The 25879-nt window shown below is 60.6% G+C and carries 23 protein-coding genes; 11 read left to right on the forward strand and 12 right to left on the reverse strand.

From position 1 onward, the window contains the following. Positions 1-60: 60 nt before the first annotated feature. Positions 61-1335: an extracellular solute-binding protein gene (locus C4N04_RS20695; protein ID WP_096763249.1), complete on the reverse strand. Its 1275-nt coding sequence runs from the start codon at positions 1333-1335 to the stop codon at positions 61-63. A gap of 86 nt (positions 1336-1421) precedes the next feature. Here C4N04_RS20695 and C4N04_RS20700 point away from each other — a divergent pair, with 86 nt between their 5' ends. Beyond that, positions 1422-2342, forward strand: a complete 921-nt coding sequence (locus tag C4N04_RS20700) for a helix-turn-helix domain-containing protein (RefSeq protein ID WP_106796897.1) — start codon at positions 1422-1424, stop codon at positions 2340-2342. A gap of 1 nt (position 2343) precedes the next feature. Here the strand turns inward: C4N04_RS20700 and C4N04_RS20705 are convergent, their stop codons facing one another. Then, positions 2344-2760, reverse strand: coding sequence for a VOC family protein (locus C4N04_RS20705; RefSeq protein ID WP_106796898.1), 417 nt, complete (start codon positions 2758-2760; stop codon positions 2344-2346). A 137-nt stretch (positions 2761-2897) separates the two neighbouring features. Between C4N04_RS20705 and C4N04_RS20710 the strand changes: the two genes are divergently transcribed. Continuing rightward, entirely contained in the window at positions 2898-3407 is a 510-nt protein-coding gene (locus tag C4N04_RS20710) for a GNAT family N-acetyltransferase (RefSeq protein ID WP_096763252.1), read from the forward strand. A 64-nt stretch (positions 3408-3471) separates the two neighbouring features. On the opposite strand, the gene C4N04_RS20715 is transcribed toward C4N04_RS20710, so the two are convergent. Beyond that, the gene (locus C4N04_RS20715; RefSeq protein ID WP_096763253.1) at positions 3472-4566 is read right to left on the reverse strand and encodes a Gfo/Idh/MocA family oxidoreductase; all 1095 of its coding nucleotides are present in this window, start codon (positions 4564-4566) and stop codon (positions 3472-3474) included. Positions 4567-4576: 10 nt separating this feature from the next. Next, positions 4577-5587 (reverse strand): Gfo/Idh/MocA family oxidoreductase, encoded by a 1011-nt coding sequence (locus C4N04_RS20720; protein ID WP_096763254.1) that lies wholly within the window; start codon positions 5585-5587, stop codon positions 4577-4579. Positions 5588-5954: 367 nt separating this feature from the next. Between C4N04_RS20720 and C4N04_RS20725 the strand changes: the two genes are divergently transcribed. After that, positions 5955-7115 carry a fumarylacetoacetate hydrolase family protein gene (locus C4N04_RS20725; RefSeq protein WP_096763255.1) on the forward strand — a complete coding sequence of 387 codons (1161 nt, stop codon included), beginning with the start codon at positions 5955-5957 and terminating at the stop codon, positions 7113-7115. On the opposite strand, the gene scpA is transcribed toward C4N04_RS20725, so the two are convergent. The 5 genes from scpA to C4N04_RS20750 form a co-directional block, all read right to left on the reverse strand. Then, on the reverse strand, positions 7116-9254 hold the full coding sequence (gene scpA / locus C4N04_RS20730) for a methylmalonyl-CoA mutase (protein WP_096763323.1): 2139 nt from the start codon (positions 9252-9254) through the stop codon (positions 7116-7118). It lies immediately after the preceding gene. A gap of 130 nt (positions 9255-9384) precedes the next feature. Then, on the reverse strand, positions 9385-10038 hold the full coding sequence (locus tag C4N04_RS20735) for a methionine ABC transporter permease (protein ID WP_096763256.1): 654 nt from the start codon (positions 10036-10038) through the stop codon (positions 9385-9387). Continuing rightward, on the reverse strand, positions 10019-11107 hold the full coding sequence (locus C4N04_RS20740; protein WP_106796899.1) for a methionine ABC transporter ATP-binding protein: 1089 nt from the start codon (positions 11105-11107) through the stop codon (positions 10019-10021). The genes C4N04_RS20735 and C4N04_RS20740 overlap by 20 nt, the downstream gene beginning before the upstream one ends. Before the next feature lie 89 nt (positions 11108-11196). After that, entirely contained in the window at positions 11197-12036 is an 840-nt protein-coding gene (locus tag C4N04_RS20745; RefSeq protein WP_040112984.1) for a MetQ/NlpA family lipoprotein, read from the reverse strand. A 338-nt stretch (positions 12037-12374) separates the two neighbouring features. Then, positions 12375-13577, reverse strand: coding sequence for an MFS transporter (locus tag C4N04_RS20750; RefSeq protein ID WP_096763258.1), 1203 nt, complete (start codon positions 13575-13577; stop codon positions 12375-12377). 353 nt (positions 13578-13930) lie between these two features. Between C4N04_RS20750 and C4N04_RS20755 the strand changes: the two genes are divergently transcribed. The 6 genes from C4N04_RS20755 to C4N04_RS20780 all read left to right on the forward strand — a co-directional run bounded on the left by C4N04_RS20755 (position 13931) and on the right by C4N04_RS20780 (position 21378). Next, positions 13931-14389: a helix-turn-helix transcriptional regulator gene (locus C4N04_RS20755; RefSeq protein WP_096763259.1), complete on the forward strand. Its 459-nt coding sequence runs from the start codon at positions 13931-13933 to the stop codon at positions 14387-14389. Between the two features lie 282 nt (positions 14390-14671). Continuing rightward, a complete protein-coding gene (repA, locus tag C4N04_RS20760) occupies positions 14672-15886 on the forward strand; it encodes a plasmid partitioning protein RepA (RefSeq protein ID WP_096763260.1) in 1215 nt (404 codons plus the stop codon). Between the two features lie 42 nt (positions 15887-15928). Further along, entirely contained in the window at positions 15929-16978 is a 1050-nt protein-coding gene (repB, locus tag C4N04_RS20765; RefSeq protein ID WP_096763261.1) for a plasmid partitioning protein RepB, read from the forward strand. Between the two features lie 149 nt (positions 16979-17127). Next, positions 17128-18420, forward strand: coding sequence for a plasmid replication protein RepC (gene repC, locus C4N04_RS20770; protein ID WP_106796900.1), 1293 nt, complete (start codon positions 17128-17130; stop codon positions 18418-18420). 273 nt (positions 18421-18693) lie between these two features. Then, positions 18694-19260 (forward strand): sugar transferase, encoded by a 567-nt coding sequence (locus C4N04_RS20775; RefSeq protein WP_096763263.1) that lies wholly within the window; start codon positions 18694-18696, stop codon positions 19258-19260. 123 nt (positions 19261-19383) lie between these two features. Next, positions 19384-21378, forward strand: coding sequence for a nucleoside-diphosphate sugar epimerase/dehydratase (locus C4N04_RS20780; protein ID WP_106796901.1), 1995 nt, complete (start codon positions 19384-19386; stop codon positions 21376-21378). Between the two features lie 33 nt (positions 21379-21411). Here the strand turns inward: C4N04_RS20780 and C4N04_RS20785 are convergent, their stop codons facing one another. From C4N04_RS20785 to C4N04_RS20795, 3 genes are all read right to left on the reverse strand, one after another. Beyond that, positions 21412-22686, reverse strand: coding sequence for an O-antigen ligase family protein (locus C4N04_RS20785; RefSeq protein WP_106796902.1), 1275 nt, complete (start codon positions 22684-22686; stop codon positions 21412-21414). 315 nt (positions 22687-23001) lie between these two features. Continuing rightward, a complete protein-coding gene (locus tag C4N04_RS20790; protein WP_009986472.1) occupies positions 23002-23253 on the reverse strand; it encodes a hypothetical protein in 252 nt (83 codons plus the stop codon). A gap of 52 nt (positions 23254-23305) precedes the next feature. After that, a complete protein-coding gene (locus C4N04_RS20795; RefSeq protein WP_096763266.1) occupies positions 23306-23707 on the reverse strand; it encodes a DUF2934 domain-containing protein in 402 nt (133 codons plus the stop codon). 187 nt (positions 23708-23894) lie between these two features. Between C4N04_RS20795 and C4N04_RS20800 the strand changes: the two genes are divergently transcribed. Both C4N04_RS20800 and uxuA read left to right on the forward strand, forming a co-directional pair. After that, positions 23895-24617 (forward strand): GntR family transcriptional regulator, encoded by a 723-nt coding sequence (locus tag C4N04_RS20800; RefSeq protein WP_106796903.1) that lies wholly within the window; start codon positions 23895-23897, stop codon positions 24615-24617. Between the two features lie 43 nt (positions 24618-24660). Continuing rightward, positions 24661-25848: a mannonate dehydratase gene (uxuA, locus tag C4N04_RS20805; RefSeq protein ID WP_106796904.1), complete on the forward strand. Its 1188-nt coding sequence runs from the start codon at positions 24661-24663 to the stop codon at positions 25846-25848. Positions 25849-25879 lie beyond the last annotated feature (31 nt).

Genomic DNA, 25879 nt, shown 5'->3' on the forward strand with positions numbered 1-25879 from the left:
TGACCGGCTGCGTTGCAGGCCGGGGGAATGCCGGGAGCTTGGAGCGCCCGGCATCGTCATTCATTGCGCGATGGGAAGACCGGTCGCCGAAGCGATCTGGTTGGCGGCGTCGTCGAGAGCCGCTTTCGCATCGGGGTAGCCGCCGGCGAAGAACTTCGCCTGCGTCGCCCTGAAGATGCCTTCGGCATCGCTCTGGAAGGCGGTGCCGCGGCTCGGAACGATCTTCGGCAGCGTCGCCAGGATATCAGCCCAAACCTTCTGCCCGCCCCAATAGGGCTGCGGCTCGTTGACGAAGGGATCCTTCTCGGCCGAAAGCAGCGACGGCACCAGGCCGAATTCCTTCAGCATGGTCACCTGCCCCTCGTTGGTGCCGAGGGCATAGTTGACGAACTTCCAGGCCGCTTCCTTGTTTGCGGACGCTGCCGAAATTGCAAGCGACGAACCGCCGAGATTGGCCGCGTGCGGGCCGTCGGCCGTCAGGCTCGGCATTCTGTAGACGCCCCATTTGCCCTTGAGATCGGGAGAGGTCGAGCGCACGGTGCCTTCATACCAGCCGCCATAGAGCTGGCTTGCCGCCTTGCCGGCGGTATTGGCCTGGATCTTTTCGTCCCAGTTGGCGGCCGTCAGCGTGCCGGCATCCTTCATCTCCTTTACCTTCTGCAGCGAAGCGACGCAGGCCGGCTGGTTGATGGTGATGTTCTGGCCGTCGGTCGAGAAATAGCCGCAGCCCTGCTCGTTGGCGATCATGCGGAACCATTCGCTGTCGCCGTTGAAATCGGCCTGCGCCATGACGACACCGGGATTGGCGGCCGAGATCTTCTTGCCGGCGGCGATGAAATCGTCCCAGGTGCTGATGGTGCTCGGATCGACGCCGGCCTTTTCATAGAGATCGCGGCGGTAGAAGACGGCGACGGGACCGGAATCCCAGGGCATAGCATAGGCGACATCGCCGACCTCGAGCTCTGTGCGCTTGAAGTCGGGGAACTTCGCCTGAATATCGGCTGTGTAACCGAGCTCTTTCAGATTAGCGAAGCAATCCGGGAAGCGGCTCCAGAAGATTTCAGCTTCGAAATTCTCGATGCTGACGATGTCGGGCAAGCCTTCGCCGCCGGCAGCGCAGGCTGCGAGCGTCTTGTCGAAGACCTGGCTGTTTCCGAGGTCTTCGACGGTGATCTTGATATCGGGAAACTGCTTGTTGAAGCCGGGCAGCGTGGATTTCAATGCCGACGCGGCGACATTCCAGCTCCAGATGGTCAGGTTGGCCGACTGCGCGAAGGCGGAGCCGGAAGCGAGCAGTGCGACAGCTGTGGTCGCGGCGAGAAGTTTGAAGCGCATTGAAAATCCTCCCTTTTCAATTGCCGATCTTTCACGAACGCGGTTAGACTATCCGCAAGGGAGCGGCTGTCTCCTAAAAAGGGAATATGGATTTGGCGGAAAGTAAGATCGGCACGAGTGCAATCTACCGGCCCGGCGCCGGCAGCATCGAGGGTTCGCCGACGGCGCTGCAGATGTTTCATGCCCATCCGCTCGTCATGGCCATGCCGCACTGGCATGCGCAGGTCGAGGTCAACTATGTCATGCGCGGAACTGTTCATTATCGGATGAGCGACCACGAATTCCGGCTGAACGCCGGCGAAATGTGCCTCTTCTGGGGCGGCCAGCCACATCAGATGGACGAATCATCGGATGATTCGCTCTACGCCGGCGCCCACCTTCCGCTCATCTATTTCTTTCGGCTGCGTTTGCCGATCAGCATTTCCAGCCGGCTGATGAAGGGCGAGACGCTGCTGACCTCGGCAACCGATGCCGCCGACAATGAAAATTTCGCTCGCTGGTTCCACTATTCCAAGTCCGGCGATTCCGCCAAGGCCCAGCACGCCGTCGATGAATTGCTGCTGCGCATCGAGCGCATTGCGCTCGAACCCTATTCGATGACCACATCGAAGACGACCGTCAGCCTGGAAGGCGATCAGCCGCATCCGAATTCCTCGCGCAGCGTCGCGCGCATGTGCGATTTCATCGCCGCCAATTTCCTGCAGGACATCGATTCGGTCGACATCGCCCGCGCCGCCGATCTGCACCCGAAATATGCGATGAACCTGTTCAAGCGGTCGACCGGCATGACGATCAGCAAATATGTGACGCTGCTCAGGCTGTCGCGCGCCCAGGCGATGCTGATGAGCGAGGGCGCCAATGTGTTGCAGGTGGCGATGGACAGCGGCTTCGGCTCGATCAGCGCCTTCAACAAATCCTTCCGCCATATCGCCGGCATGTCGCCATCCGACTTCCGCCGGGATATCCGGCTGGTGACGACGGTGCCCGCCGGTTCCTTCCAGAACTAGCTCACAATACGGCGGCGACAGACGATCGTTTCTCGGCAAGTTCGATCTGAATGCCATCAGGATCGCGCAGAAAGGCGACCTTGTGCAGAACTTCGGCATTGACGGCCAGGCGCGGCTGCTCCTTGACCTCGACACCGGCCTGTTTTAGCCGGGCGAATGTCTCATCGACACTTTCGAACAGGAAGGTCAGATGCCGTAGTCCGGCCGTGCCCTCGGGAACGTCAACCGCCCGTGCCGCACCACCGGCCGGCGCGACGATCTCGAGCATGCCGCCGCCGGCATCGAGAAAGGCGATCTCAGAGCCGTCGGCCATCGTCCTGCGCAGATGCAGGCGCAAGCCGAGCAGGCCGCAGTAAAAATCGAAGGCACGGTCCATGTCACTGACCGTCATGCCGACATGTTCGAAGGATTTCAGCATGGGTGCTTCTTTCGTTTTGGATTTCGGCGGCTTGAATTTTGGATGAGCGGGATTGCTGGAGGCCGCAGACGGGTGGGCGCTTGCGCTCTCTCATTCTCGCCACCAGTTTGTCGTCGAAACACGAGGCTATCAAAGTCATGCATATTCGAAGAGCGGTATCCGCCGATGCGGAGGAGCTGTGCAGTCTCCTGAACGAAATTATCCTGGCCGGCGGCACAACCGCGCTCGAGACGCCGCTTACCGCCGCGGAATTCACAGATTGGTTCATCAACGGCGAGTTTCCCCTTGTCTGCCATGTGGCCGAGCATGACCGGTCGCTTGTCGGCTTTCAGTCGCTGAGCTCATACGGCGATCCGCCGAAGGGTTATGTCGATATCGCAACATTTGCCCGCATGAGCCCGAAGATCTCAGGCGCCGGCAGCGCCCTTTTTCCGGCGACGCGGGCAGCAGCCGAAGAGCTCGGGCTCGAATTCATCAATGCGACCATTCGTGCCGACAATGTTGGCGGTCTTGCCTATTACGCAAAGATGGGCTTCGAGCCCTATGACAGGCTTATCCAAGTTCCGCTGTTGGACGGAAGGCCCGTCAATCGGGTCAAGAAAAGGTTCAAGGTGGATGCCAAGCCCCGTCCGGCACCCACCGTTTGACCGTTCGCAGACCCCGTCGGAAGGCCCCCGTCCGTGCCCTTTTAACGCCCCTCCCCTGCTTTGTTCACAGGCCGGCAGCCGCGCGCTGTTCCTCCGGAAGCCAGGAGCGGTAGAGAGGGTGATCGGCGGCAATCGGCATCGGCGTCGGCTTGCCGGTGCGCTGCGAGTAATAGGCGGCCGTCACCAGCTCCAGTGAGTTACGGGCATCCTGCAGCGTCACCGGCGGGTCCTTGCCCTCGACGATCGCCTTATGGAGGAGCTCGAACTGGCGGGTATAGCCGTCCTCGCCCGGCACATAGGCGGCCAGCGCCTCGTCGATCCGCGCCTGGTGTTCCTCCGTTCCAGCCGTGAAGATCCAGGGATCGCGACCCATCGTGTAGGGTTCGAGTATGCTTTCGGCGACGAGATCGCTGAAGCAGAAGCGCAGTCGCGAGATCTCCTTGCGCGAGCCGAGCGTCATCGACAGCGTCGCCAGCGAGCCGTTCTGCATCTTGACCGAAAGGGCGGCCGTATCTTCCACTTCGATCGGATTGACCAGCGTCGCACCATAGGAAAACACCTCGGCGCAGGGTCCATGCACATAATTCAGCATGTCATGCGCGTGGATCGCGTGGCCGAGAAGGCCGCCGCCGAGCTCGGTCGCCCATTTGCCGCGCCACGGCACGGCGTAATAATCCGGGCCGCGCCACCAATGGGTTTCGATCGTCGTCAGGAATGGCTTGCCGGCCAGGCCGCTTTTGATCAGCAGCTTCAACTTCTGCAGGCCGGAGCCGTAGCGATATTGGAAGATCGGCATCAGCTTTTGGCCGGGGAAGCGGGCGAGGATGCGGCCCATTTCGTCGACCTCGGCGATCGAGCCGAAGAGCGGCTTCTCGCAGATCACGTGCTTGCCGGATTCGATGCCCTTGCGGCAAAGCTCGAAATGCGAGCTCGGCGGCGTCGAAATATCGATGATATCGAGATCGTCGCGGGCAAACAGCGAGTCTGCGTCCTGCGTATATTCGCCGATGCCGAACTCTTCACACAGCGCTTTGCCGCGATCCTCATCGAGCGAGCAGAGTACGGGAACCTCAAAGAGATCCTTGTTCCAGCCGAAGCCTGTCAGATGCCGCGCGGCAATCCCTGCGCCGATAACGCCGACGCGCAATTTCCTGGTCATGTCATCCTCCTCAGCGAGCGCCGATGCGCGCGGCTTTCGTCTGGGCTTCGAGCGAAAGGCGGCAGACCTCGAATACGTGATCCTGCGTCATCGCCGTCTGCGTGCGGTTGCCGACATCGGCGGTGAAGGCGTCGAAATAATCGAGCTTTTCGCCACTGCAATCGATATGGGTCATTTCCTTGCCGTTGACGAGGAAGAGGTGATCCTTGCCCGGCCGGCCGGCAATGTCGATATATTTGCGCAGCTCGATATAACCCTCGGTGCCGAGGATGGTCAGGCGTCCGTCGCCCCAGGTCGGCAGTGCCTCCGGCGTGAACCAGTCGACGCGGACATAACCTGCCGCTCTGTCGGAGCGCAGCAGCACTTCGCCGAAATCCTGGAAGGCCGGCTTGTCGGGCATGCCGAAATTGCCGATCGAGCTGGCGATGACCTCCCCCGACGTCGAGCCGGTATAGAACAGGAACTGGTCGACCTGATGCGAGGCGATGTCGACGATGATGCCGCCGAAGGCTTCCGGATCGAAGAACCAGTCGGGTCTGGTCGGCAGCTGCAGGCGGTGCGGGCCGACGCCGAGCGTCTGGATCACCTTGCCGATTGCGCCTTCGGCGACGAGCTTGCCGGCCTTGACGGCGGAGCGCACGCAATGGCGCTCGGAAAAGCAGATCGAGAAGATCTTGCCGGTCTCTGCCACTGTGCGCTTGACCTCTTCGAGTTGGGCGAAGGTCGTGACGCCGGGCTTGTCGGTCATCACGTCCTTGCCTGCCTTCATCGCGCGGATGGCAAGGCCGGCGCGGTCGCGCGGGATCGCGGCAATGCAGATGACATCGATCGACGGATCGTCGAACAGCTTTTCGCGATCGATCTGCGGCGCATCGGGATATGTCTTTTCGAACGTCTCGCGCAATGCCGGCACCGAGGTTTGCGGGCAATAGCCGACGAACTCGCCGCCTGCCGCCAGCAATCCTTTCACGTGATCGAACGTATGCCCATGGTCGATTCCGACGACGGCAAATCTCAACATCGCTGCAATATCCTCCCGGGATTTTCTGAGCACCGGCTGGCGCCGGCATCCTCCATGTCGGGCAAAACAGATAACGAAACTTGCCTCCTGTCAAGGCGAGATCGAGGCTGATAATGCACATCGATGTATCTAAGCATCTGAAAGTAAATAAAAATTTTGTATCTAAATAGTTATTTACTGACTTCCGGCGCCGTTTTGCTGACAAGTCCCTTATTCGATCCGAATTGGACGAAAGTCTTTTTCTCCAGCATCTCTTGCCCCATCTGCGGGAATGTGATCGATTTCCGCCGCCGCCGGGTTGGAGGGCGGCAACGACCTCGAAGATATTCAAAGAGCGCTCCCCGCTTGCCTGTGACGGAGGATCACCATGTCTCATCCCCTTCTCGATGCCGCTGCTTCGGCTGGTCTTTTTGTCGGCCGCGTCTGGAGCCCCGAGGCAGCCGGACCGAGCATCGTAACGCTTCGCGAGGGCATGTTGGTCGACATTACCTCGCGCGAGGCGCCGACGCTGAGTGCGGTGCTCGAAAAGCAGGATGCCGCCGGCTTCGTCCGCGCCGCAAATGGCAAGGCGATCGGTTCGCTGGAGGAGATCGCCGCCAACAGCAAGGAAGCGCCGGACACGGCTCGTCCCTATCTGCTGGCGCCCGCCGACCTGCAGGCGGTCAAGGCCTGCGGCGTTACCTTCGCCCAATCAATGATCGAGCGCGTCATCGAGGAGAAGGCGGCCGGCAATCCCGATCGTGCCGCCTCGATCCGCGAACGCGTCAGCACGCTGATCGGCGGCAGCCTCACCAATCTCAAGGCCGGTTCGCCCGAGGCTGCCAAGGTCAAGCAGGCCCTGATCGACGAGGGCATGTGGTCGCAATATCTCGAAGTCGGCATCGGCCCGGATGCCGAGGTCTTCACCAAGGCGCCGGTACTGTCTTCCGTCGGCTGGGGCGCCGATGTCGGCCTGCATCCGATCTCGACCTGGAACAATCCCGAGCCGGAAATCGTGCTTGCGGTCAACAGCCGCGGCGAGATCAAGGGCGTGACGCTCGGCAACGACGTCAACCTGCGCGACGTTGAGGGCCGCTCGGCGCTCTTGCTCGGCAAGGCCAAGGACAACAACGCGTCCTGCTCGATCGGTCCGTTCATCCGCCTGTTCGATGCCGGTTACGGGCTGGATGACGTGCGCAAGGCCGAGCTCGACCTGAAGGTCACCGGCGAGGATGGTTTCGTGCTCAATGGCAAAAGTTCGATGTCGCAGATCAGCCGCGATCCGACCGACCTCGTCAAACAGACGCTCGGGCCCCATCATCAATATCCCGACGGGTTCATGCTCTTTCTAGGCACGCTGTTTGCCCCGACCCAGGATCGCGACGCGCCGAAGCAGGGTTTTACCCATAAGATCGGCGATGTCGTCGAGATTTCCTCGGCCGGTCTCGGTACGCTCGTCAACACGGTGCGGCTCTCCACCGAATGCCCGCCCTGGACCTTCGGCATTTCGGCGCTGATGAGCAACCTGGCGAAGCGCGGATTGCTGTAACTACTGGTTCCGCCGCCTGCCCTGCAGTAGGTCAAGGACGGAGTTGGCTGCCTCGAGGACGTTCGTCCCTGGGCCGAACACCGCGGCAACACCGTGTTCGTGCAGGAATTCATAGTCCTGTCTCGGAATGACGCCGCCGCAGACGACGATGATATCGCCACCGCCCTTTTCTCTCAGCCTGTCGATCAGCTGCGGCAACAGGGTCCGGTGACCGGCCGCCAGCGACGAGACGCCGACGACATTGACCTTCTCACCGAGCGCCACGCCGGCCGCCTCCTCAGGCGTCTGGAAGAGCGGTCCGGCAAGCACGTCGAAACCGATATCGCCGAAGGCCGAGGCGATCACCTTGGCGCCACGGTCATGCCCGTCCTGGCCGAGTTTGGCGACCATGATCTTCGGCCGCTGTCCCATCGCTTCCGTGACCTCCGCCATCCGGGTCTTCAGCACGGCAAGTTCCGGCTCGTTGTCATAGGCCTCCCCATAGACGCCCTTGATGACGGCAGGCGTGGCGGCATGATCGCCGAAGGCTCCGCGCATGGCATCGGAGATCTCGCCGACGGTGGCGCGCGCCCGTGCCGCCTCGATTGCTGCTTCCAACAGGTTGCCGCTCCCGGTGCGCGCCACCTCTGCAAGGGCGGCCAATGTCTCGCGCACGGCATTGCCGTCGCGCCGCCGCCTGGTTTCCTCGATCCGTTTGATCTGGGCGGCGCGCACGGCGCTGTTGTCGATCTCCAGAATGTCGATCGGCTGTTCGTTGTCGAGCCTGTAACGATTGACGCCGACAATGACCTCTTCGCCCTTGTCGACGGCAGCCTGGCGGCGCGCGGCCGCCTCCTCGATCATCCGCTTCGGCAGGCCGTCATTGACGGCTTTCGTCATGCCGCCGAGCGCTTCGACCTCCTCGATCAGCGCCCAGGCCTTATCGGCAAGCTCCTGCGTCAGGCTCTCGACGTAATAGGAGCCGGCCAGCGGGTCGACCACCTTGGTGACGCCGGTTTCGTGGCTCAGGATGAGCTGGGTGTTGCGAGCGATGCGGGCGGAAAATTCCGTCGGCAGCGCGATCGCCTCGTCGAAAGAATTGGTGTGCAGCGATTGCGTGCCGCCGAGCACGGCCGACATCGCCTCGAAGGCGGTGCGGATAATGTTGTTATAGGGATCCTGCTCCTGCAGCGACACGCCGGAGGTCTGGCAATGGGTGCGCAGCATCAGCGAGGACGCCTTCTTCGGCTGGAACTCCTCCATGATCCGGCTCCAGAGCAGCCGGGCGGCGCGCAGCTTCGCCGCCTCCATGAAGAAGTTCATGCCGATCGCGAAGAAGAAGGAGAGCCTTCCGGCAAAATCATCGACGTTGAGACCCTTGGCGATCGCCGCCCTGACATATTCGCGACCGTCGGCCAGCGTAAAGGCCAGTTCCTGGACCAGCGTCGCGCCGGCCTCCTGCATGTGATAGCCGGAGATCGAGATCGAGTTGAATTTCGGCATCTCCCTTGCCGTATATTCGATGATGTCGGCAACGATCCGCATCGAGGGCTCGGGCGGATAAATATAGGTGTTGCGGACCATGAACTCCTTGAGAATGTCGTTCTGGATGGTTCCCGACAACTCGCCCCTCGGCACCCCCTGCTCCTCGCCTGCGACGATGAAGGAGGCGAGGATCGGGATGACGGCGCCGTTCATCGTCATCGACACAGACATTTCCCCGAGCGGAATGCCGTCGAACAGGATTTTCATATCCTCGACGCTGTCGATCGCGACACCCGCCTTGCCGACATCACCTTCGACGCGCGGATGATCGCTGTCATAACCGCGATGGGTGGCGAGATCGAAGGCGACCGACAGGCCCTTCTGGCCGGCGGCCAGATTGCGGCGGTAGAAGGCGTTCGATTCCTCTGCCGTCGAGAAGCCGGCATATTGACGGATTGTCCACGGCCGGCCGGCATACATGGTGGCGCGCGGGCCGCGGGTAAAGGGCGCAAAGCCGGGAAGCGAGCCGAGATGCGCGGCGCCTTCGAGATCCTCGGCCGTATAGAGCGGCTTGACGGCAATGCCTTCCGGCGTCTGCCAAATCAGCGTTTCGGGCGAGGCACGCAGTTCCTTCTGCGCAAGCTCCGCCCAATCCGACAGCGTCTTCTTCGTCATGCCTTCCTCCGGCTCTTTCATCGCACCTTATCATTTCACAGGCGCTTGATGCGATACAGCCTTAGGAGAATTAGCGCAGCAAAGCATCGATCGCCTGCCACTCATTCCGCCACCGGGTTGCGGCACTGACCTATTTGTGATCCAGCCTGGCGACTAGCCTGTCGCCGAGCCACTGGATGCCGCAGACGAGGACGATGAGGACGGCGACGACCGCGATCATCACATTGGTTTCGAAGCGCTGGTAGCCGTAGCGGATGGCGAGATCGCCGAGGCCGCCGGCGCCGATTGCGCCCGCCATCGCCGAGGCGCCGATCAGTGTCACCAATGTGACGGTGAAGCCGGCGACGATGCCGGGCAGCGCTTCGGGCACTAGCACTTCGCGGATGATCGTCCAGCGATTGCCGCCTATGGCGCGCACGGCATCGATCAGCCCGCGGTCGACCTCGCGCAGCGACACTTCGGCGATACGGGCGTAATAAGGCGTCGCGGCGATGGCGAGCGGCACGATGGCCGCCCATGTGCCAAGCGCGGTGCCGACGATCAGCCGTGTCAGCGGAATCAGGGCCACCAGCAGAATGATGAAGGGCACCGAGCGGAAACCGTTGATAACAGCGCCGAGCACGCGATTGATCCAGAGATTTTCAGCGATGCCGCCGCGTGCGGTGACGACAAGGGCAAGGCCGAGCGGCAGACCGGCGACGAGGGAGATCACGCCGGAGGCGACGGTCATCAGGACGGTCTCCCAAAGCGAGCGGATCAGCAGTTCAAACATGATCGGCGTCATAACCAAGCACCTCCACCCGGGCGGACCGGGCCGTCAGAAATTGTTCGACCTTCCCGGCAAGCGCGGGGTCGCGCATGGGAACGGCGATGAAGAACCGCGCAACCGGCTGGTTCTGGATATGGTCGATGCCGCCATGGACCAGACGGAAGGAATGCGGCAGCGCCGCCGAAAGCTCGGCAAACAGCGCGCCTTGCGCTTCGGGCCCGGCCAGATCGACACTGAGGATCGCCTCACTGCCGGATGTCGCCGATAGCCGCCCGGCTATATGATCGGGAAGCTGCGGGCGGATGCCGCCGAGCAGGCTCCTTGTGATCCCTTCTTGCGGATTGGCGAAGACCGACCAGACCTGGCCCTCCTCGACGATCCGCCCGGCATCGATGACCGCGACGCGATCGGCAATGCCGCGCACCACTTCCATCTCATGCGTGATCAGCAGAATGGTCAGGCCGAGTTTGCGGTTGATATCTTTGAGTAAGGACAGGATCGACCGGGTCGTCTCGGGATCAAGCGCCGACGTTGCCTCGTCGGACAACAGCAGCGCCGGACGCGCCGCGAGTGCGCGGGCGATGCCGACGCGTTGTTTCTGGCCGCCGGAGAGCGAGGCGGGATAGGCCTTCGCTTTGTCGGCAAGCCCGACGAGCTCAAGCAACTCACGCGCCCGCTTCAGGCGCTCGGCCCTGGCAACGCCCTCGATCTTCAGCGGCAGCGCGACGTTGTCTTCGACCGTCTTGGCCGAAAGCAGGTTGAAGTGCTGGAAGATCATGCCGATGCGGCGGCGCAGCGGCTGCAGTTCCCGTTCTTGAAGTCCGGTGATATCGCGGCCTTCGATACGGATCTCGCCGCTGTCGGCGCGCTCTAGGCCGTTCAGGCAGCGGATCAAGGTCGATTTGCCGGCGCCGCTGCGGCCGATGATGCCGAGGACTTCGCCCTTCTTCACCTGCAGCGAAATGCCGTCGAGCGCGGCCGTGGCTCCGAACCGACGCTTCACGTCGACAAGTCTCACCACTTCTTCGGCCGTTGCTGCTTGCGGCTGCGGCTCGATTGTCGTGGCGGAAACAAAGGAATTCATCTGCTTTTCCTTAGAAATACCAAAGGCGGTCCTGGCATGAAACGCCCGGACCGCCTTTCGGCAGGCCTTAACCCCGGCCGAGTTTCGGATCAATAGGCGCTGAGACCCGTCCCCTTATAGACCTTGTCAAATTCGGCCTTGACGGTGTCGTTCTGATAAGACGACACAAGCGTCTTGACCCAGTCCGCATCCTTGTTCTCGGCCTTGACGGCGATGAAATTGCGGTACGGATTATCGGCGACCGGCTCCTGCGCGATGCGTTCGGCAGGAGAAAGGCCGCTCTTCAAAGCCCAATCGGTATTGACAACGCCGGCATCGAGATCATCGATCGAACGGCCGACGATGCCGGCATCGAGTTCCTTGATCTCGATCTTCTTCGGATTGTCGCTGACGTCGGCCACGGTGGCGAGAATGCCCGTGCCATCCTTCAGCTTGATGAGGCCTTCGCTCTGTAGAACGCGCAAAGCCCGCCCTTCATTCGAGGGATCGTTCGGGACGCCGATGACCGCCCCTTCCGGGATCTCGGCGACGGATTTGTATTTCTTGCTGTAGAGGCCGATCGGCCAGACCCCGGTATAGCCCGCGCGGACGATATGATAGCCGTGCTGCTGGATCTGGTTATCGAGATAGGGCTGATGCTGGAAGGCGTTGGCGTCGATCTCGCCCTGCTCCAGCGCTTCGTTTGGCTGCGTGTAGTCGTTGAAGACGACGGTCTCGATCTTGAGGCCTTTCTTGGCCGCCTCACTCGTGACGACACGCCAGATGTCCTCCTCTTCGCCGGCCATGATGCCGACTTTGATCGACTTGTCCTCGGCAAGGGAGGGAGTGGGAACTGCAAAGGCAAAAAGTGCGGCAGCAGAGACGGCGACGGCAGCAAGAGCCGCCCGGCGCGAAAACTGTAAGCCGTGAAGGTTTTTGTTCTTGGTCATAGTATATCCCGTCTGAATGAATGAGGCCGAACGCCCCGATCAGGCTGAGCATGGCAAATGCGCGGATCGGGGGCGAAGCACGAACGTCTGATGTGAAGGAAGAGCCTGAAAAACTCTTGCCCCGCCTTCGATATCGGCAGGATAAATTTCTATCAAATTTATGGATTAATTGCGGCCCTTAAGCATGTCCTAAAGAATGAAGGTGGCGCTTGAGAGGCGCGCTCGCCGAGATCGTGATGGCGTAGCGCCTGTCCAAGTGTGGGCGACATCAGGGTAAAGCCATGCCAATCCTCCCCATCCAAATGCGGAGGAAATCTTTGGTTGCGGACCATATGGCCTCAGGCCGGCTTCTGCTTCGGGATGCGCGGCAGGAGGATCGTCAGCAGGCCGAGCAACGGCAGGTAGGAGCAGATGCGGTAGACGAAGTCGATGCCGTGCGTATCGGCAAAATCACCGAGCAGCGCCGCACCAAGCCCCCCTGCCCCGAACGCGAAGCCGAAGAAGACGCCGGCGATCAGGCCGACGCGGCCGGGCACGAGCTCCTGAGCAAAGACGACGATCGCCGAAAACGCCGAAGCGAAGATCAGGCCGATGATGACGCTGAGCACCCCCGTCCAGAGAAGATTCGCATAGGGCAGCAGCAATGCGAAGGGGATTACGCCGAGGATCGAAAACCAGATGACGAAACGGGCACCGAAGCGATCGCCGATCGGTCCACCGAGGAAAGTGCCGACGGCAACCGAGCCGAGGAACAGGAAGAGCATCAGCTGCGCCTGCTGCACGCTGAGTTCGAACTTGTCGATGACATAGAAGGTGAAGTAGCTGGAGACGCTTGCCATATAGACATTCTTCGTTGCCGTCAGCAGCACGAGGATCAGCAGCGCCCAGACGACCCTGTTCTGCGGCAGCGGCAGGGTTCGACTGACAGCAGGTCTGCTGGCGTTCTGGCGCCGATGGCTCATGTACCAGTTGCCCACCCAGCTCAGCACGATCATGCCGACCATGGCGATGACGGCAAACCAGGAGACGCTGTGCTGGCCGAGGGGCAGCACGATGAAGGCGGCGAGCAGCGGACCGATCGCCTGGCCGGCATTGCCACCGACCTGGAAAAAGGACTGCGCAAAACCGTGGCGACCGCCGGAGGCAAGACGGGCGACACGCGAGGATTCCGGATGGAAGACCGCCGAACCGAAGCCGATCAGGCTTGCTGCCACCAGCAGCAGTGTGAAACTGCCGGCGTTGCCGAGCAGAATAAGGCCGCAAAAGGTGCTAGCCATGCCGACCGGCAGGGAATAGGGCATCGGCCAGCGATCGGTGACGATGCCGACCGCCGGCTGCAGCAGAGACGCGGTGACCTGAAATGTCATGGTAAGAAGGCCGATCTGCACGAAGTCCAGGTCGTAATTCGCCTTGAACAGCGGATAGAGTGAGGCGAGCAGCGACTGCATGATGTCGTTCAGCATATGGCAGAAGCTGACCGCCATCAGAATAGACATCGTCGTTTTTTCGAAACGGGGCGCGCCTTCAGCAACGGTTGCCATCAATATCTCTCCTGAACAGGTACGGTCGGTGCCGTGCTGCGTCTTTTTCGATGGATTTGCGGCGATCGGGGCTGGCAAGACTGTCGCGCGACGTTCGCTGAGAAGCATTTAACCCACGCCTGGCAGCAATCGCCAGCCCGGTTTCTCCAGGATCGGTACGGCTTTTGTTCGATTTTCCTTCAGTCGAGCGGGTTCTTGCGCAGTCATCCCCTCTTTCCGATGGGGGTTTTCATACCACAGTCAGCCGGGATCGTCGCATATGTGGTATGCTATATGAAAACAACCATGGAAAACCGCTCAGGGGGGCACTACAGCTGCGGCGATTGAAATGCGATCGAGGCTGACAATACGCGATGAATGTCAAGACACCGAATGCCATAGACAGCTATGTCGGAGCGCGCATCAGAACGCGCCGGCAACTGCTCGGAATGAGCCAGGAACGGCTTGCCGATCAGATCGGCGTGACCTTTCAGCAGGTTCAAAAATACGAAAAGGGCATCAACCGCATCGGCGCGAGTCGTTTGCAGCGCATCGCCGAAGTGCTTCACACCTCACCGAGCTTCTTTTTCGAGCAGGGCGACTCCCAGCCGTTGACGGTGCGGGGGCTGGATGGACCGGACCATGCCGATCCGGTTACCGAATTCCTGCGAACCAAAGAGGGGCTGGTGCTCAATCGCGCCTTTCTGAAGATCGCCGATCCCGAAATCCGTAAATCGATCATCGCACTGGTCACGGCGATGGGGCAGGTGGAAAGCCGTGGTCTGACCGTGGCGGCCTCCGTCGCAGATAGCTCCCGTCCGCTCGGAGAGTAACCGGACAGACCGGCAATTCTGGTGTGAGTTCAGATCCCAGTCATTTCATTGCGATTTCGGTACAATGCCGTTGTCGCAGCTTGGTCTCGTCCGATTCGCCCTGTAAATGCGCGATTGCCGCACCCGCCAGCGACACGCGCGCCTGGGCAAGTGCTTGAAAAAGATTGGACAACCTCTTGATAGGGTCTTGTTAACCCTATTTGCCTTGCCACTCCTCCAGAATCGGCGCTAAATGCGCTTTCAAAGCACGTAGAGCTTTTAAATCGCATTTTCGAGATTTCCATGAATATGGCACCGCAGATAGAAAAAGCAATTTCCGATGTCGACCAGCTGATCATCGGTCAGGCGCAGGAACTATCCGACAAACTGAAGCAGCATCGGCTCGAAATGTTTCCGCCGCGCGCTCTGAAGGGGCTCCGGGAATTTCAGCTTGCCGAAGTGGCGCGGTTTCTCGGCGTGACCAGCGGCTATCTTCGCAATCTGTCGCTGGAGGGCAAGGGCGCCCTCCCCCAGGTTACGCCGTCGGGCCGTCGGTCCTACACGGCGGAACAGATGGAAGAGATGCGCGCCTTCCTCGAGCACAATGCGCGCGCCGGAACACATTATGTGCGCCATCGCCGCGGCCACGAACATCTGCAGGTCGTCGCCGTCGTCAACTTCAAGGGCGGCAGCGGCAAGACGACAAGTGCGGCGCATCTTGCCCAGCACCTTGCCTTGACGGGTCACCGCGTCCTTGCCGTCGATCTCGACCCGCAGGCGTCTCTCTCGGCCATCCACGGCTTTCAGCCGGAGTTCGACGTCAACGAGAACGAGACGCTCTACGCCGCCATTCGCTACGACGACCGGCGGAGGCCGCTGCGGGAGGTGATCCGGCCAACCAACTTCCCGAACCTTCATTTGGTGCCGGGCAACCTCGAACTGATGGAATTCGAGCACGATACGCCGCGGGTCCTCGCCCAGGGTAAAGCGGGCGACTACGGACGCGTGTTCTTCGCCCGGCTGGACGAGGCGCTTTCTTCGGTCGCCGACGACTACGACGTCGTCATCATCGACTGCCCTCCCCAGCTCGGCTTTTTGACCATGAGCGCCATTTGCGGCGCGACGGCGGTCCTGATTACCGTTCATCCGCAGATGCTCGATGTCATGTCGATGTGCCAGTTCCTGCAGATGCTCGGTGAAGTGCTGAACACGCTGAAGGGCGCCGGCGGCAACATGAACCTCGACTGGCTGCGTTATCTCGTGACCCGCTACGATCCGCAGGACGGGCCGCAGACACAGATGGTCGCCTTCATGCGGTCGATGTTCAAAAACCACGTGCTCACCAATCCAATGCTGCGCAGCGTGGCGATTTCAGATGCGGCGATGACCAACCAGACGCTTTATGAGGTCGAGCGGAGTCAGTTTACCCGGGCGACCTATGACCGCGCCATGGAGGCAATGGATGCGGTCAACACCGAAATTGTCGATCTGATCCACAAAGCGTGGGGGCGGAAATGACCAGGATGTTTACTGCGGTAAACCGGAGCGGGGGGATGGCTGATGGCGCGTAAAAATCTCCTCTCCGGCCTGATGGACGATTCCAAGAAGTTTACTGCGGTAAACAATGAGGATGAGCCGACCCATCGCGATGAGAAACAGCACATCACCTATAAAGGGATCGGCGCTCTCGGGGCTGTCACGCGCAGCATTGACGCGCTGGCTGCGAAGGCTGATGCAGCCAGGGCGATCGAGGAGCAATTGGCGAGCGGCGAGACGGTGGTCGATCTCGATCCAACGCTGATCGAAGATTCCTTCGTGACGGATCGGTTGGTGCACACCGACGAGCAGTTCCGCGAGTTGGTCGAGGCGATTCGCCTGCGCGGCCAGGATTCGCCGATCCTCGTGCGCCCGCATCCCGAGAAAGATGGCCGCTATCAGATCGCCTTCGGGCATCGCCGCGCCCGCGCTGCAAAAGAGCTCGGACGGCCCGTCCGCGCGGTGGTCAAGAAGCTCGACGATCGCGACCACGTCATCGCTCAGGGACAGGAGAATTCGGCGCGCGCCGATTTGTCCTTCATCGAGAGGACGATGTTTGCCGACAGGCTCGACACGCTGGGCTTCGACAGGGAAACGATCATGTCGGCCCTCAGCGCCGACAAGACCACAGTTTCCAAGATGCTGTCCGTCACCAAGCGCATTCCAGCCGAAGTCCTGGCTGCGATCGGCGCGGCCAAGACCACCGGCCGCGACCGCTGGCATGATCTTTCGGTGAAATTCGAGACCGAAAACATCGCCGCCCGGGCAATCGAGTTTACCAGGTCGGTAGAGTTCGAGACGGCTGAGCCGGACGCCCGCTTCGACATGCTCGTTGCGTTCATCAGCAGGAAGCATCAAGCCTCGTCCACCGCCGCGCTTCAGCCCGTGGCTCGCGCTTGGCAGCGCCAGGACGGAGCCGTCAAGGCGAAGATCAAGGATGATGGACGGCAGTTCACCATCGCGCTGAAGGCGGAAAAGGCATCTGCCTTTGGAGCCTACATCGCCAGCAATCTGGATCGCCTCTACGAGGCGTTCGAGAAGACACAGGATTCAACGAAGAACGGAGATCAATAAGCAAAAGAAAAGGCCCCCGAACGTTGCCGTCGCGGAAGCCCTCTCTGATCTAGACACCCAGAGAATCACATTTCCGCGAATCATAGTCAAGAGTCTTTGGCACCGAATTTGGTGAGCCGCGATCTTTTGCCTTGAAGAAGGCGAAGAAAATGGAAAGCGGAAGTGTGACGACGCCCTTCGGGCGGCGGCCGATGACGTTTGGCATGTTGGCAAGCCAGACGGCGGCTCGAAAAATCGAGCCCGGTCGATCGATAGACAAGTGGAAGCTCTACCGCGCCCTGTGTGAGGCCAAGCCGCTGCTCGGCATCACCGACCGGGCGCTTGCCATCCTCAACGCGCTGCTGAGCTTTTATCCCAAGGGAGAGCTCTCCGAGGAAAATGGGCTGGTCGTATTCCCGTCCAATGCCCAACTCTCCCTGCGCGCGCATGGAATGGCGGAGCAGACGATCCGCCGTCACCTGGCGTGCCTGGTCGAGGCTGGGCTGCTGATCCGCAAGGACAGCCCGAACGGCAAGCGTTATGCCCGCAAGGAGCAGGGCGGGGACATCCGCGAGGCATTCGGTTTCTCGTTGGCGCCGCTGCTCGCGCGCGCAGACGAGATCGAGCGCCTGGCGGCGGAGGTGGCGGCCGAACGATTGCATCTGCAGCGGCTCAGAGAGCGCCTGACGCTATGCCGGCGCGACGTTGCCAAGCTCATCGAAATGGCGCTCGAAGAGGGGGTCGCCGGCGACTGGGGTCGTATCCATCTGCATTTCCGCGATATCGTCGAGCGACTGCCACGCTCGCCATCCGCTGCCGAGATTGCCGCGACCCTCGACGAATTGGAACTGTTGCGCGACGAAATCACCAATCAGTTAGAAATTCAGGAAAAAACACGAAATCATAGCGGCAATGCCCCACATTATGAGCGGCACATACAGAATTCAAACCCACAATCAACTATTGAACTTGAACCAAGCTTCGAAACGAAGCAGGGCGCGACGGCGCAGGATGGATCGGCAGGTCGGGCCGAGCCGGCAGCGCGAATGCAGAAAGAGGAAGAGGCGAACGGCCATGTCCGGGAGGCCAGATCTGCCTCCGCTGGCAGCGGCGCGCTCAAATCCTTTCCGCTGGGCCTGGTGCTGCAGGCCTGCCCCGAGGTCGCGGCCTACGGACCGCAGGGCTCGATTGGCTCCTGGCGCGATCTGATGGCAGCGGCTGTGGTCGTTCGTTCAATGCTCGGTGTCAGCCCGTCGGCCTACGAACAGGCCTGTGAGATCATGGGGCCGGAAAATGCCGCCACCGTCATGGCTTGCGTCCTCGAAAGGGCAGGGCACATCAACTCCGCCGGCGGCTATCTTCGCGACTTGACGCGGCGTGCCGAAAGAGGAGAGTTTGCCATCGGCCCGATGTTAATGGCCCTTGCCCGCACCAATGTGCCGGTGAGAGGCAGAGCGGGATGAGATTCCTGGCGGCCTTTGCTGCGCGAATTTATGGTTAACGATGTGTGACGGAACTAAAGAGGGAGATAGTTTCTCATTGGCGCCTTCTTCCTTTTGGATCATGAGGTTAGATATTTCCAGTTGGCGGGGCGGGGAGCGGAACTGGCCGATGAGCGGCCGGGCGTTCCATTGAGGAACGGCGGCTACTGGAGTTGACGCGAAACGCCTTTTTGACGATACGGCGCGGTGGGGCGTATGGCGAAATCCCATGAGGCGAGGGAACAAGTGCGGAGCATGGGTTTGAAACGGGCGGTCGATTTTCTTCTGGCTGTGGTCGCGTCGGCCATCCTGCTGGTTCCTATCATAGTCGTCGCTCTCTGTGTCCGGCTGACCTCGACGGGGCCAATCCTCTACTGGTCAAAACGTGTCGGCCGCTTCAATCAGATTTTCCTGATGCCGAAATTTCGCAGCATGCGCGTCGATACGCCGACGGTTGCCACACATCTTCTCGAGAATCCCGATCGGTTTCTGACGCCCATCGGTTCGTTTCTGCGCAAATCGAGCCTCGACGAATTGCCGCAGCTCTGGTGCATTCTGAAGGGCAAAATGAGTTTTGTCGGGCCTCGGCCGGCGCTCTACAATCAGTATGATCTGATCGAATTGCGGACCGCCCGCGGCGTCGATAAACTCCTGCCCGGATTGACCGGTTGGGCGCAGATCAACGGCCGTGACGAGTTGCCGATTCCGGAGAAGGTGAAATTCGACGTCGAATATCTTCAGCGGCGCTCACTCGGTTTCGATATGCGCATTCTGTTTCTGACTGCCGGCAAGGTGATCGGACGCAAGGGAATAAGGCATTAAGGTACCAACTTCCGATAGATAAGCGGTGCGGAAGGCCTTGATTTCCGATTATTTCAGTTGCGCTCGTTGTAGAAAATGACAAGAAGGTGATTGTCTGATTGATCTACGAGACGCTGGGAAGCAATGCCTGAAAATACCCCCACTGAGACGCCACGCTCAGCATGGTTCTTGGTGCCGATGCAGGCGCTCGTCGCCCCTCTGCTGGCGATGCCACGTGCCGCCAAACGCGCGCTCGCCTTGCTGGTGGATTCCAGTCTTTGCGTCCTGACGATCTGGCTGGCCTATTGCTTCCGCTTGAACGAATGGACGGTGCTGACCGGCGTGCAGTGGCTGCCGGTCTTCGTTTCCTTGTGCATGGCCCTTCCGATCTTCATCGTCATGGGCATGTATCGGGCGATCTTTCGTTATGCCAACATGGCCGCTTTCATCGCGGTTCTAAAGGCGATTGCGATCTACGGCGTCGCCTTCATGACGATATTTACGGCACTCAGCGTCCCGGGCGTTCCGAGAACCGTCGGTATTCTCCAGCCCTTCCTGCTGCTGATTGCGATCGGACTGTCGCGACTGAGTATCCGCTATTGGCTCGGCGATACCTATCAGCGTATCCTGCACCAGAATACGCTCGCCAAGGTGCTGATCTACGGGGCAGGGAATGCCGGCCGACAACTCGCCGGTGCTCTGACGAACAGCGCCGAACTCAATGTCGTCGGCTACCTCGATGATGATCCGCGTCTTAAGGGCGGCATCATGGGCGGCTTGCCGATCTACGACCCGTCCGATCTGCCGGTGCTCGCCGAAGCTCTTGGCGTGCACAACGTGCTTCTTGCTCTTCCATCCGCATCGCGGCAGCGGCGCAATGAAATCCTCGAGCACATCCGCAAAGCCAGGGTGAATGTTCGGACATTGCCGGATCTCACGGCGCTTGCTCAGGGCCGTATCGCGGTTTCCGACATTCGTGAGCTGGAGATCGAAGACCTGCTGGGCAGGGAGGCGGTGGCGCCGCGGCAGGAATTGCTCGACAAGGCAATGCGCAAAAAGGTGGTGATGGTGACAGGCGCCGGCGGTTCCATCGGCGGTGAACTCTGTCGCCAGATTCTGCGCAATGCGCCTTCGATCCTCATCCTCATCGATCAGAACGAGTTTTCGCTTTATAATATTCACGCCGAATTGCTAAAGTTGGCCGAACTGTACCAGCAGGAAAGCCTGCAGATCGTTCCGATCCTTTGTTCCGTCCGCGACCATGACCGCATGGAACATATTATGCAGAGCTGGCGGCCTCAGACGCTCTATCATGCCGCCGCTTACAAGCATGTGCCTCTCGTCGAACATAATGCCGTGGAGGGCATCAAGAACAACGTCATGGGGACGCTGATCACCGCACGCGCGGCGAACAAATGCGGCGTCTTGAATTTTGTGCTGATCAGCACCGACAAAGCCGTGCGTCCGACGAATGTGATGGGCGCCAGCAAGAGGCTGGCGGAGATGGTTCTGCAAGCGCTTGCCGCAGAACCGGCCGTTGACAGCGCGCGCACGAATTTCTCCATGGTCCGCTTCGGAAACGTGCTCGGTTCCTCCGGATCCGTTGTGCCGCTGTTCCGGCAGCAGATCAAGGAAGGCGGGCCGGTTACCCTGACGCACCCGAAAATAACCCGCTACTTCATGACCATTTCGGAGGCCTCGCAACTGGTCATTCAGGCGGGCGCCATGGCCGAGGGCGGGGATGTTTTCCTGCTCGACATGGGCGAGCCCGTCCGCATCGCAGACCTCGCCCGCAAGATGGTCGAGCTTTCGGGATTGACCGTGCGCGACGAGGATAATCCCGAAGGGGACATCGAGCTTTCCGTGACCGGCCTTAGGCCCGGCGAGAAGCTTTATGAAGAACTGTTGATCGGGGATAACCCTGAGACAACCGAACATCCCCGGATTATGAAGGCACGCGAGGATTTCCTGCTCTGGCCGGAGCTTTCCAAGAAGCTCAGCCTACTCAACGCGGCATTGGATCGAAACGATATGGTCGCGGCACGCGCGACCTTGGCAGAGCTTGTTTCCGGCTATTCCTCAACCGGTGAGGTTTCGGATCTCGCCTTCACCGGCGCCGAAACCGTTCCGGCAGCCTGACGACGACAACTCGCAAGCATTGAGCGCGGGAATTCAGCTTCGCACGACCGGCGCGAAGCCTGTGCTGCCCCGATCCAAGCAAATCAGGGCGACCATATAGGCGAAGATCGGATCCAGTGCCTTCTGATTGAACATGATGCCGACGCTGCCGGTAACTACGTAGCTGCTGGTGAGCAGAAGAGCGAGCGCTATGGACAGGTCCCTGCCAGGACCGGGTTCCTTTTTCCACGCGGCTATCACGGGCGTCAGGAGCAGCAGCGAAAGCGCCGCGATGCCGACAACGCCGGCGTCAATTCCCGCTGTCAGAAAGCCATTATGAACATGCGAGAAGGTCAAGTATGGCCGCATGCTGTCTGGCAGTTCCGCCAAGACCGAGGCCATCCTGTTTTGCGGGCCGTAACCGGTCAACGGGTCCTTGCTGATTGCCGACAGTGCGCCTTTGTACAAAGCGACCCGTGCGCTGAGTGAGGTAATCTCGCCTTCACTGCGTTCAAGCGCTGCCATATTTTCCTGCAGCGCCTCGATGCGATGGATGATCTGGCCGCTGCCCAGCGCGATAAGTCCCGCAAACAACAAAGAGCCGGTGATGGCGAGACTGCGCAAACTCAGATGGAAGCTGTGTTTGCGAAAATACCAGAGAAAGATGACGAGATGGACGGGAATGGCCAGCCAGGCGGAACGCGTTCCGGAAAGCAGCACGCAGCCGAGGCCGGCGGCATATCCCAAGATCGCAATTCTTTGCTCCACGCTTTTGGGAGATTGAACGTTGAGAAGCGCAACGCCCCCGAAAAGAAGGCCTATGATTCCGAGGAGCGCTGCATTCGATGTCCCAGCCTCTGCTCTCTCCATCAGAAACATGATCTGCAGCAGGCTTATGATAAAGGTAACGATCATGCCGATCCCGGCGCCGAGGATAAACAGTGGCACGAGGCGGCCATCGGGCGATTGGCGCATTCGCGGCAATATCAGCCAAATCGAAAAGAAGGGCAGGAGTCGGAATATCCAGTCCGCCACTTCGGAGTAAGGCGGGTTGATGAAGATGCTGGCGATCATCACCAGCGGGTAGATCGTCATGCAGATGGCGACTGCCCGGTCTGATTTCGATAAGTTCAGAGGAAAGCGGGCGGTCGCCAGCAAGTAGATGCCCGACAGCATCGATCCGAGGAGGATGAACCCGTTGAAATTAGGTGAAAGTCCGGGCAGGATTGCAAAGAGAAAAACCGCAATGCCATTAGTTCGATCAAGCGTGCTTCCAGACCCGTCCCCGGGATGAAGTACCGCAATCACGAGTTGTCTGAAATAATTCACTTTGCTGATCCTGAGGTGTCATTGATCCAGCCTCGCTAAGGACCGATGTCACCGCTGTCAAGTTGTGGAAGCGGACCCCAACCCGCGCTTTTCTCACTATTGTATTCCGGCAACAGCAAACCCGAATGCTTCTTCCTCTGCCGTCGATGCGCCGCGACGCCCTGCAGCAGCAAAGCTGATGCGATAACGAAACACGCTTGGGTGCGATCTTACCGTCAGGGTTATCATTGCGCCGCGTATAGGAGGGCGGTCGCGCACACGATCCGGCTCTATCATTCTTGCCGCTCGCGCGGCTCGTTCGTTGAGGTCGGACAGCTAACGCCAATATGAGCGGGCCGAGCTTTCCGCCGATGATCGACCAAGGAGATAGCCGAACCCGAACGCCACAATACCGATGCCAAGCAACAAAGCGCTTGCAGTGTGCGGGTGGTCTCTGGCGCCGGCGGTGACTGCATAGACCTCGCGTTTCACTCCGCTCGCCGCCGATTGAGCGGCCTTGGCTAATCCTTCCGGCGGTTCGACGGGTGTGCCGGTGAAGCCGGCGTTCAAATCCTGTTTGTCAGCCATGTCGGGACCTTTCCTGAATCTGCTCGTCCTAAATTTGCTCGAGGCTGCAATTTCAATCCTGCTCGCGTGTGCCGGGCGAGGCTTCGCGTTGATCCGCGTCTTCGAGATCCGTTTTGACGAGGAAGGTGTCGCGATGTTCGCGCGAAGCCTCTCGCAGCGCCTCGAGCCTGGGAGGATGGTCCGTCTCGCCCCGTGCATCGAGCTCGTGCTCGGCGCGGGTCCAGTGATCCTGATGCTTGCCTTCCGGCCTTCCTTCCTTCTCCCACAGCGAGTAGGCCCTTTTCCGGATATTGTCCTCACGGGTGGCTGCCTGAGAACCGATGCTCTGATCTGCTGGTTCCTGCATGGTTTGTCGCGGCGTCTTCCCTTTGCCTGCGCCGGCTGGGGATGAAGCCTTCAGTCGCGTGTCGTCGGCCGCGATTTCATTTCTTTTGCGTCGCAACGGATTTTTCATCGGCGTCTCCTTGATGGGATTTCAACCAATTCCGCTGATCTAAGTTCCCACGTTGAGCCCTCAATCAGCACTTGAAGGCTGTTCGAGAGATCCTGCTGTTCAAAATGCAGCCACTCCGTCCAAGTGGCTTGGCAGAGGGTCGTGGCTAATATACTAGTATGCCAAAATCAATGGCCCGGTACCGCCTATGAGGCAAGCTTCAGAAACCCACGCGCTTGTCGTCCCGACCTCGCAGGAAGCCGGGCGCAGGCCGCGCCGCGTCACCACGGCCGGCGTCATCTATGAGCGTCTCTATGCCGATATCGTCTCGCTCCGGATGCCGCCCGGTCTGCTTTTGCAGGAAAAGCGGATCGCGGACGAATTCGGCGTCAGCCGGACGCCGGTGCGCGAGGCGTTGCTGAGGCTCTCCGAAGGCGGACTGGTCGATATCTTTCCGCAGTCGGGCACCGTCGTATCGCGGGTGCCGGTCTCGGCGATTCCCGAGGCGGTCATCGTGCGCAAAGCGCTCGAAGGCACGACCGCCGAGATGGCGGCTCAGACCGCTGCCGCTGCCGATGTCGCCCGCCTCGATGCCATTATTGCCCGACAGCGCGCGCATGCCGCGGTCGGCAACGCCTCAAGCTTCCACGAGGAGGACGAAGTCTTTCATGAGGCGATCGCGCAGATATCAGGTTATCCCGGCATCTGGGGGATCCTGAAGACTGTCAAGGTGCAGATCGACCGGGCGCGGCGGCTGACGCTGCCGGCGCTTGGGCGTATGGGCAATGTGGTGTCCGAACATATGATCATCCGCGACGCCCTCGTCGCCCATGATGCAGCGGCTGCACGTAAAGCGATGATCCACCATTTGAGCGCCGTTATTCCCGATGTCGACGAGCTGCGCTCGCGTTACCCCGATTATTTCTGCTGACGGCAGGATCACCACGAAACGAAAAGCAAGCGAGGGAAGAAAGATGCGGCAGGGTTGGAGATGGTTCGGGCCGGAAGCGCCGGTGACGCTGGATGAGGTCCGTCAGACGGGCGCGACCAATATCGTCTCGTCGCTGCATCAGGTGCCGATCGGCAGGGCTTGGACGGAAAAGGAAGTGCGCGAACGCCAAGCGCTGATCGAGACCACGCCTGCCGACCGGTCGCCGCTCGTCTGGTCGGTGGTCGAAAGCATTCCGATTCCCGACGCCGTCAAGCGCAAGGGCGGCGAGGCGAAAGCGGAAATCGAGGCGTGGATTGCCAGCCTCGAAGCGGTCGCCGCCTGCGACATCCCGATCGTCTGCTATAATTTCATGCCTGTGGTCGACTGGACCCGCACCGAACTTGATTTCGTGACGCCGACCGGCGCCACAGCCATGCGCTTCGATCACGAGCGCTTCGCAGCTTTCGACCTCTTCGTTCTGGAACGGCCGGATGCGGGTCAGCAATATTCAGTGGAAGATCGCGAACGGGCGCGTGTCGTCTTCGAGGCGATGTCGGAGGAGGAGATTGCCGAGATTACCCGCATCATCACCTCGGCTCTGCCCGGTTCGACTACCGAGCCCCTGACCATTCCGGCCTTCCGGGAAAAGCTGGTCGCCTATAGCGGTATCGACGCCGCACGGCTGCGCCGGCACCTGATCGAGTTCCTGGAGGCGGTGACGCCGGCTGCCGAAGCCCGCGGCGTCAAGCTGACGCTGCATCCCGATGATCCGCCGCGTTCGCTGTTCGGTCTTCCCCGCATCGCCTCGACGGGGGATGATTATGCCGCGCTCTTCGATGCGGTGCCGTCGGCGGCGAATGGCATGTGTTACTGCACCGGCAGCCTCGGCGTGCGTGCCGACAACGACCTGCCGGCGATCGCCCGGCGCTTCGCCTCGCGCATTCATTTCGCCCATCTGCGCGCCACGACGCGCGAAGGCGACGGCCGGACCTTCCACGAAAGCGCGCATCTCGAGGGCGACGTCGACATGGTCGCGGTGCTCCGGGAATTGGTGGCGGAAGACAAGCGCCGGGGTGGCGAAGACACCATCATCTTCCGCTCCGACCACGGCCACCGCATGCTCGACGATCTCGACAAGGTCGTCACCCCCGGTTATCCTGCCATCGGCCGCATGCGCGGCCTTGCCGAACTGCGCGGTATCCTGCATGCGCTGGGCGCCCCGCCGACCTGAGGGCATCCGGAGCTGCCCGCAGTCGAATCGT

The sequence above is a fragment of the Rhizobium sp. H4 genome (genome assembly GCF_003013335.1).
Lineage (GTDB): Bacteria > Pseudomonadota > Alphaproteobacteria > Rhizobiales > Rhizobiaceae > Rhizobium > Rhizobium sophoriradicis.

Excerpts from the sequence above, each read along its gene's own strand:
- C4N04_RS20695 (WP_096763249.1), bottom strand. The coding sequence starts at position 1,335 with ATGCGCTTCAAACTTCTCGCCGCGACCACAGCTGTCGCACTGCTCGCT.
- C4N04_RS20700 (WP_106796897.1), top strand. The coding sequence starts at position 1,422 with ATGGATTTGGCGGAAAGTAAGATCGGCACGAGTGCAATCTACCGGCCC.
- C4N04_RS20705 (WP_106796898.1), bottom strand. The coding sequence starts at position 2,760 with ATGCTGAAATCCTTCGAACATGTCGGCATGACGGTCAGTGACATGGAC.
- C4N04_RS20710 (WP_096763252.1), top strand. The coding sequence starts at position 2,898 with ATGCATATTCGAAGAGCGGTATCCGCCGATGCGGAGGAGCTGTGCAGT.
- C4N04_RS20715 (WP_096763253.1), bottom strand. The coding sequence starts at position 4,566 with ATGACCAGGAAATTGCGCGTCGGCGTTATCGGCGCAGGGATTGCCGCG.
- C4N04_RS20720 (WP_096763254.1), bottom strand. The coding sequence starts at position 5,587 with ATGTTGAGATTTGCCGTCGTCGGAATCGACCATGGGCATACGTTCGAT.
- C4N04_RS20725 (WP_096763255.1), top strand. The coding sequence starts at position 5,955 with ATGTCTCATCCCCTTCTCGATGCCGCTGCTTCGGCTGGTCTTTTTGTC.
- scpA (WP_096763323.1), bottom strand. The coding sequence starts at position 9,254 with ATGACGAAGAAGACGCTGTCGGATTGGGCGGAGCTTGCGCAGAAGGAA.
- C4N04_RS20735 (WP_096763256.1), bottom strand. The coding sequence starts at position 10,038 with ATGACGCCGATCATGTTTGAACTGCTGATCCGCTCGCTTTGGGAGACC.
- C4N04_RS20740 (WP_106796899.1), bottom strand. The coding sequence starts at position 11,107 with ATGAATTCCTTTGTTTCCGCCACGACAATCGAGCCGCAGCCGCAAGCA.
- C4N04_RS20745 (WP_040112984.1), bottom strand. The coding sequence starts at position 12,036 with ATGACCAAGAACAAAAACCTTCACGGCTTACAGTTTTCGCGCCGGGCG.
- C4N04_RS20750 (WP_096763258.1), bottom strand. The coding sequence starts at position 13,577 with ATGGCAACCGTTGCTGAAGGCGCGCCCCGTTTCGAAAAAACGACGATG.
- C4N04_RS20755 (WP_096763259.1), top strand. The coding sequence starts at position 13,931 with ATGAATGTCAAGACACCGAATGCCATAGACAGCTATGTCGGAGCGCGC.
- repA (WP_096763260.1), top strand. The coding sequence starts at position 14,672 with ATGAATATGGCACCGCAGATAGAAAAAGCAATTTCCGATGTCGACCAG.
- repB (WP_096763261.1), top strand. The coding sequence starts at position 15,929 with ATGGCGCGTAAAAATCTCCTCTCCGGCCTGATGGACGATTCCAAGAAG.
- repC (WP_106796900.1), top strand. The coding sequence starts at position 17,128 with ATGGAAAGCGGAAGTGTGACGACGCCCTTCGGGCGGCGGCCGATGACG.
- C4N04_RS20775 (WP_096763263.1), top strand. The coding sequence starts at position 18,694 with ATGGGTTTGAAACGGGCGGTCGATTTTCTTCTGGCTGTGGTCGCGTCG.
- C4N04_RS20780 (WP_106796901.1), top strand. The coding sequence starts at position 19,384 with ATGCCTGAAAATACCCCCACTGAGACGCCACGCTCAGCATGGTTCTTG.
- C4N04_RS20790 (WP_009986472.1), bottom strand. The coding sequence starts at position 23,253 with ATGGCTGACAAACAGGATTTGAACGCCGGCTTCACCGGCACACCCGTC.
- C4N04_RS20795 (WP_096763266.1), bottom strand. The coding sequence starts at position 23,707 with ATGAAAAATCCGTTGCGACGCAAAAGAAATGAAATCGCGGCCGACGAC.
- C4N04_RS20800 (WP_106796903.1), top strand. The coding sequence starts at position 23,895 with ATGAGGCAAGCTTCAGAAACCCACGCGCTTGTCGTCCCGACCTCGCAG.
- uxuA (WP_106796904.1), top strand. The coding sequence starts at position 24,661 with ATGCGGCAGGGTTGGAGATGGTTCGGGCCGGAAGCGCCGGTGACGCTG.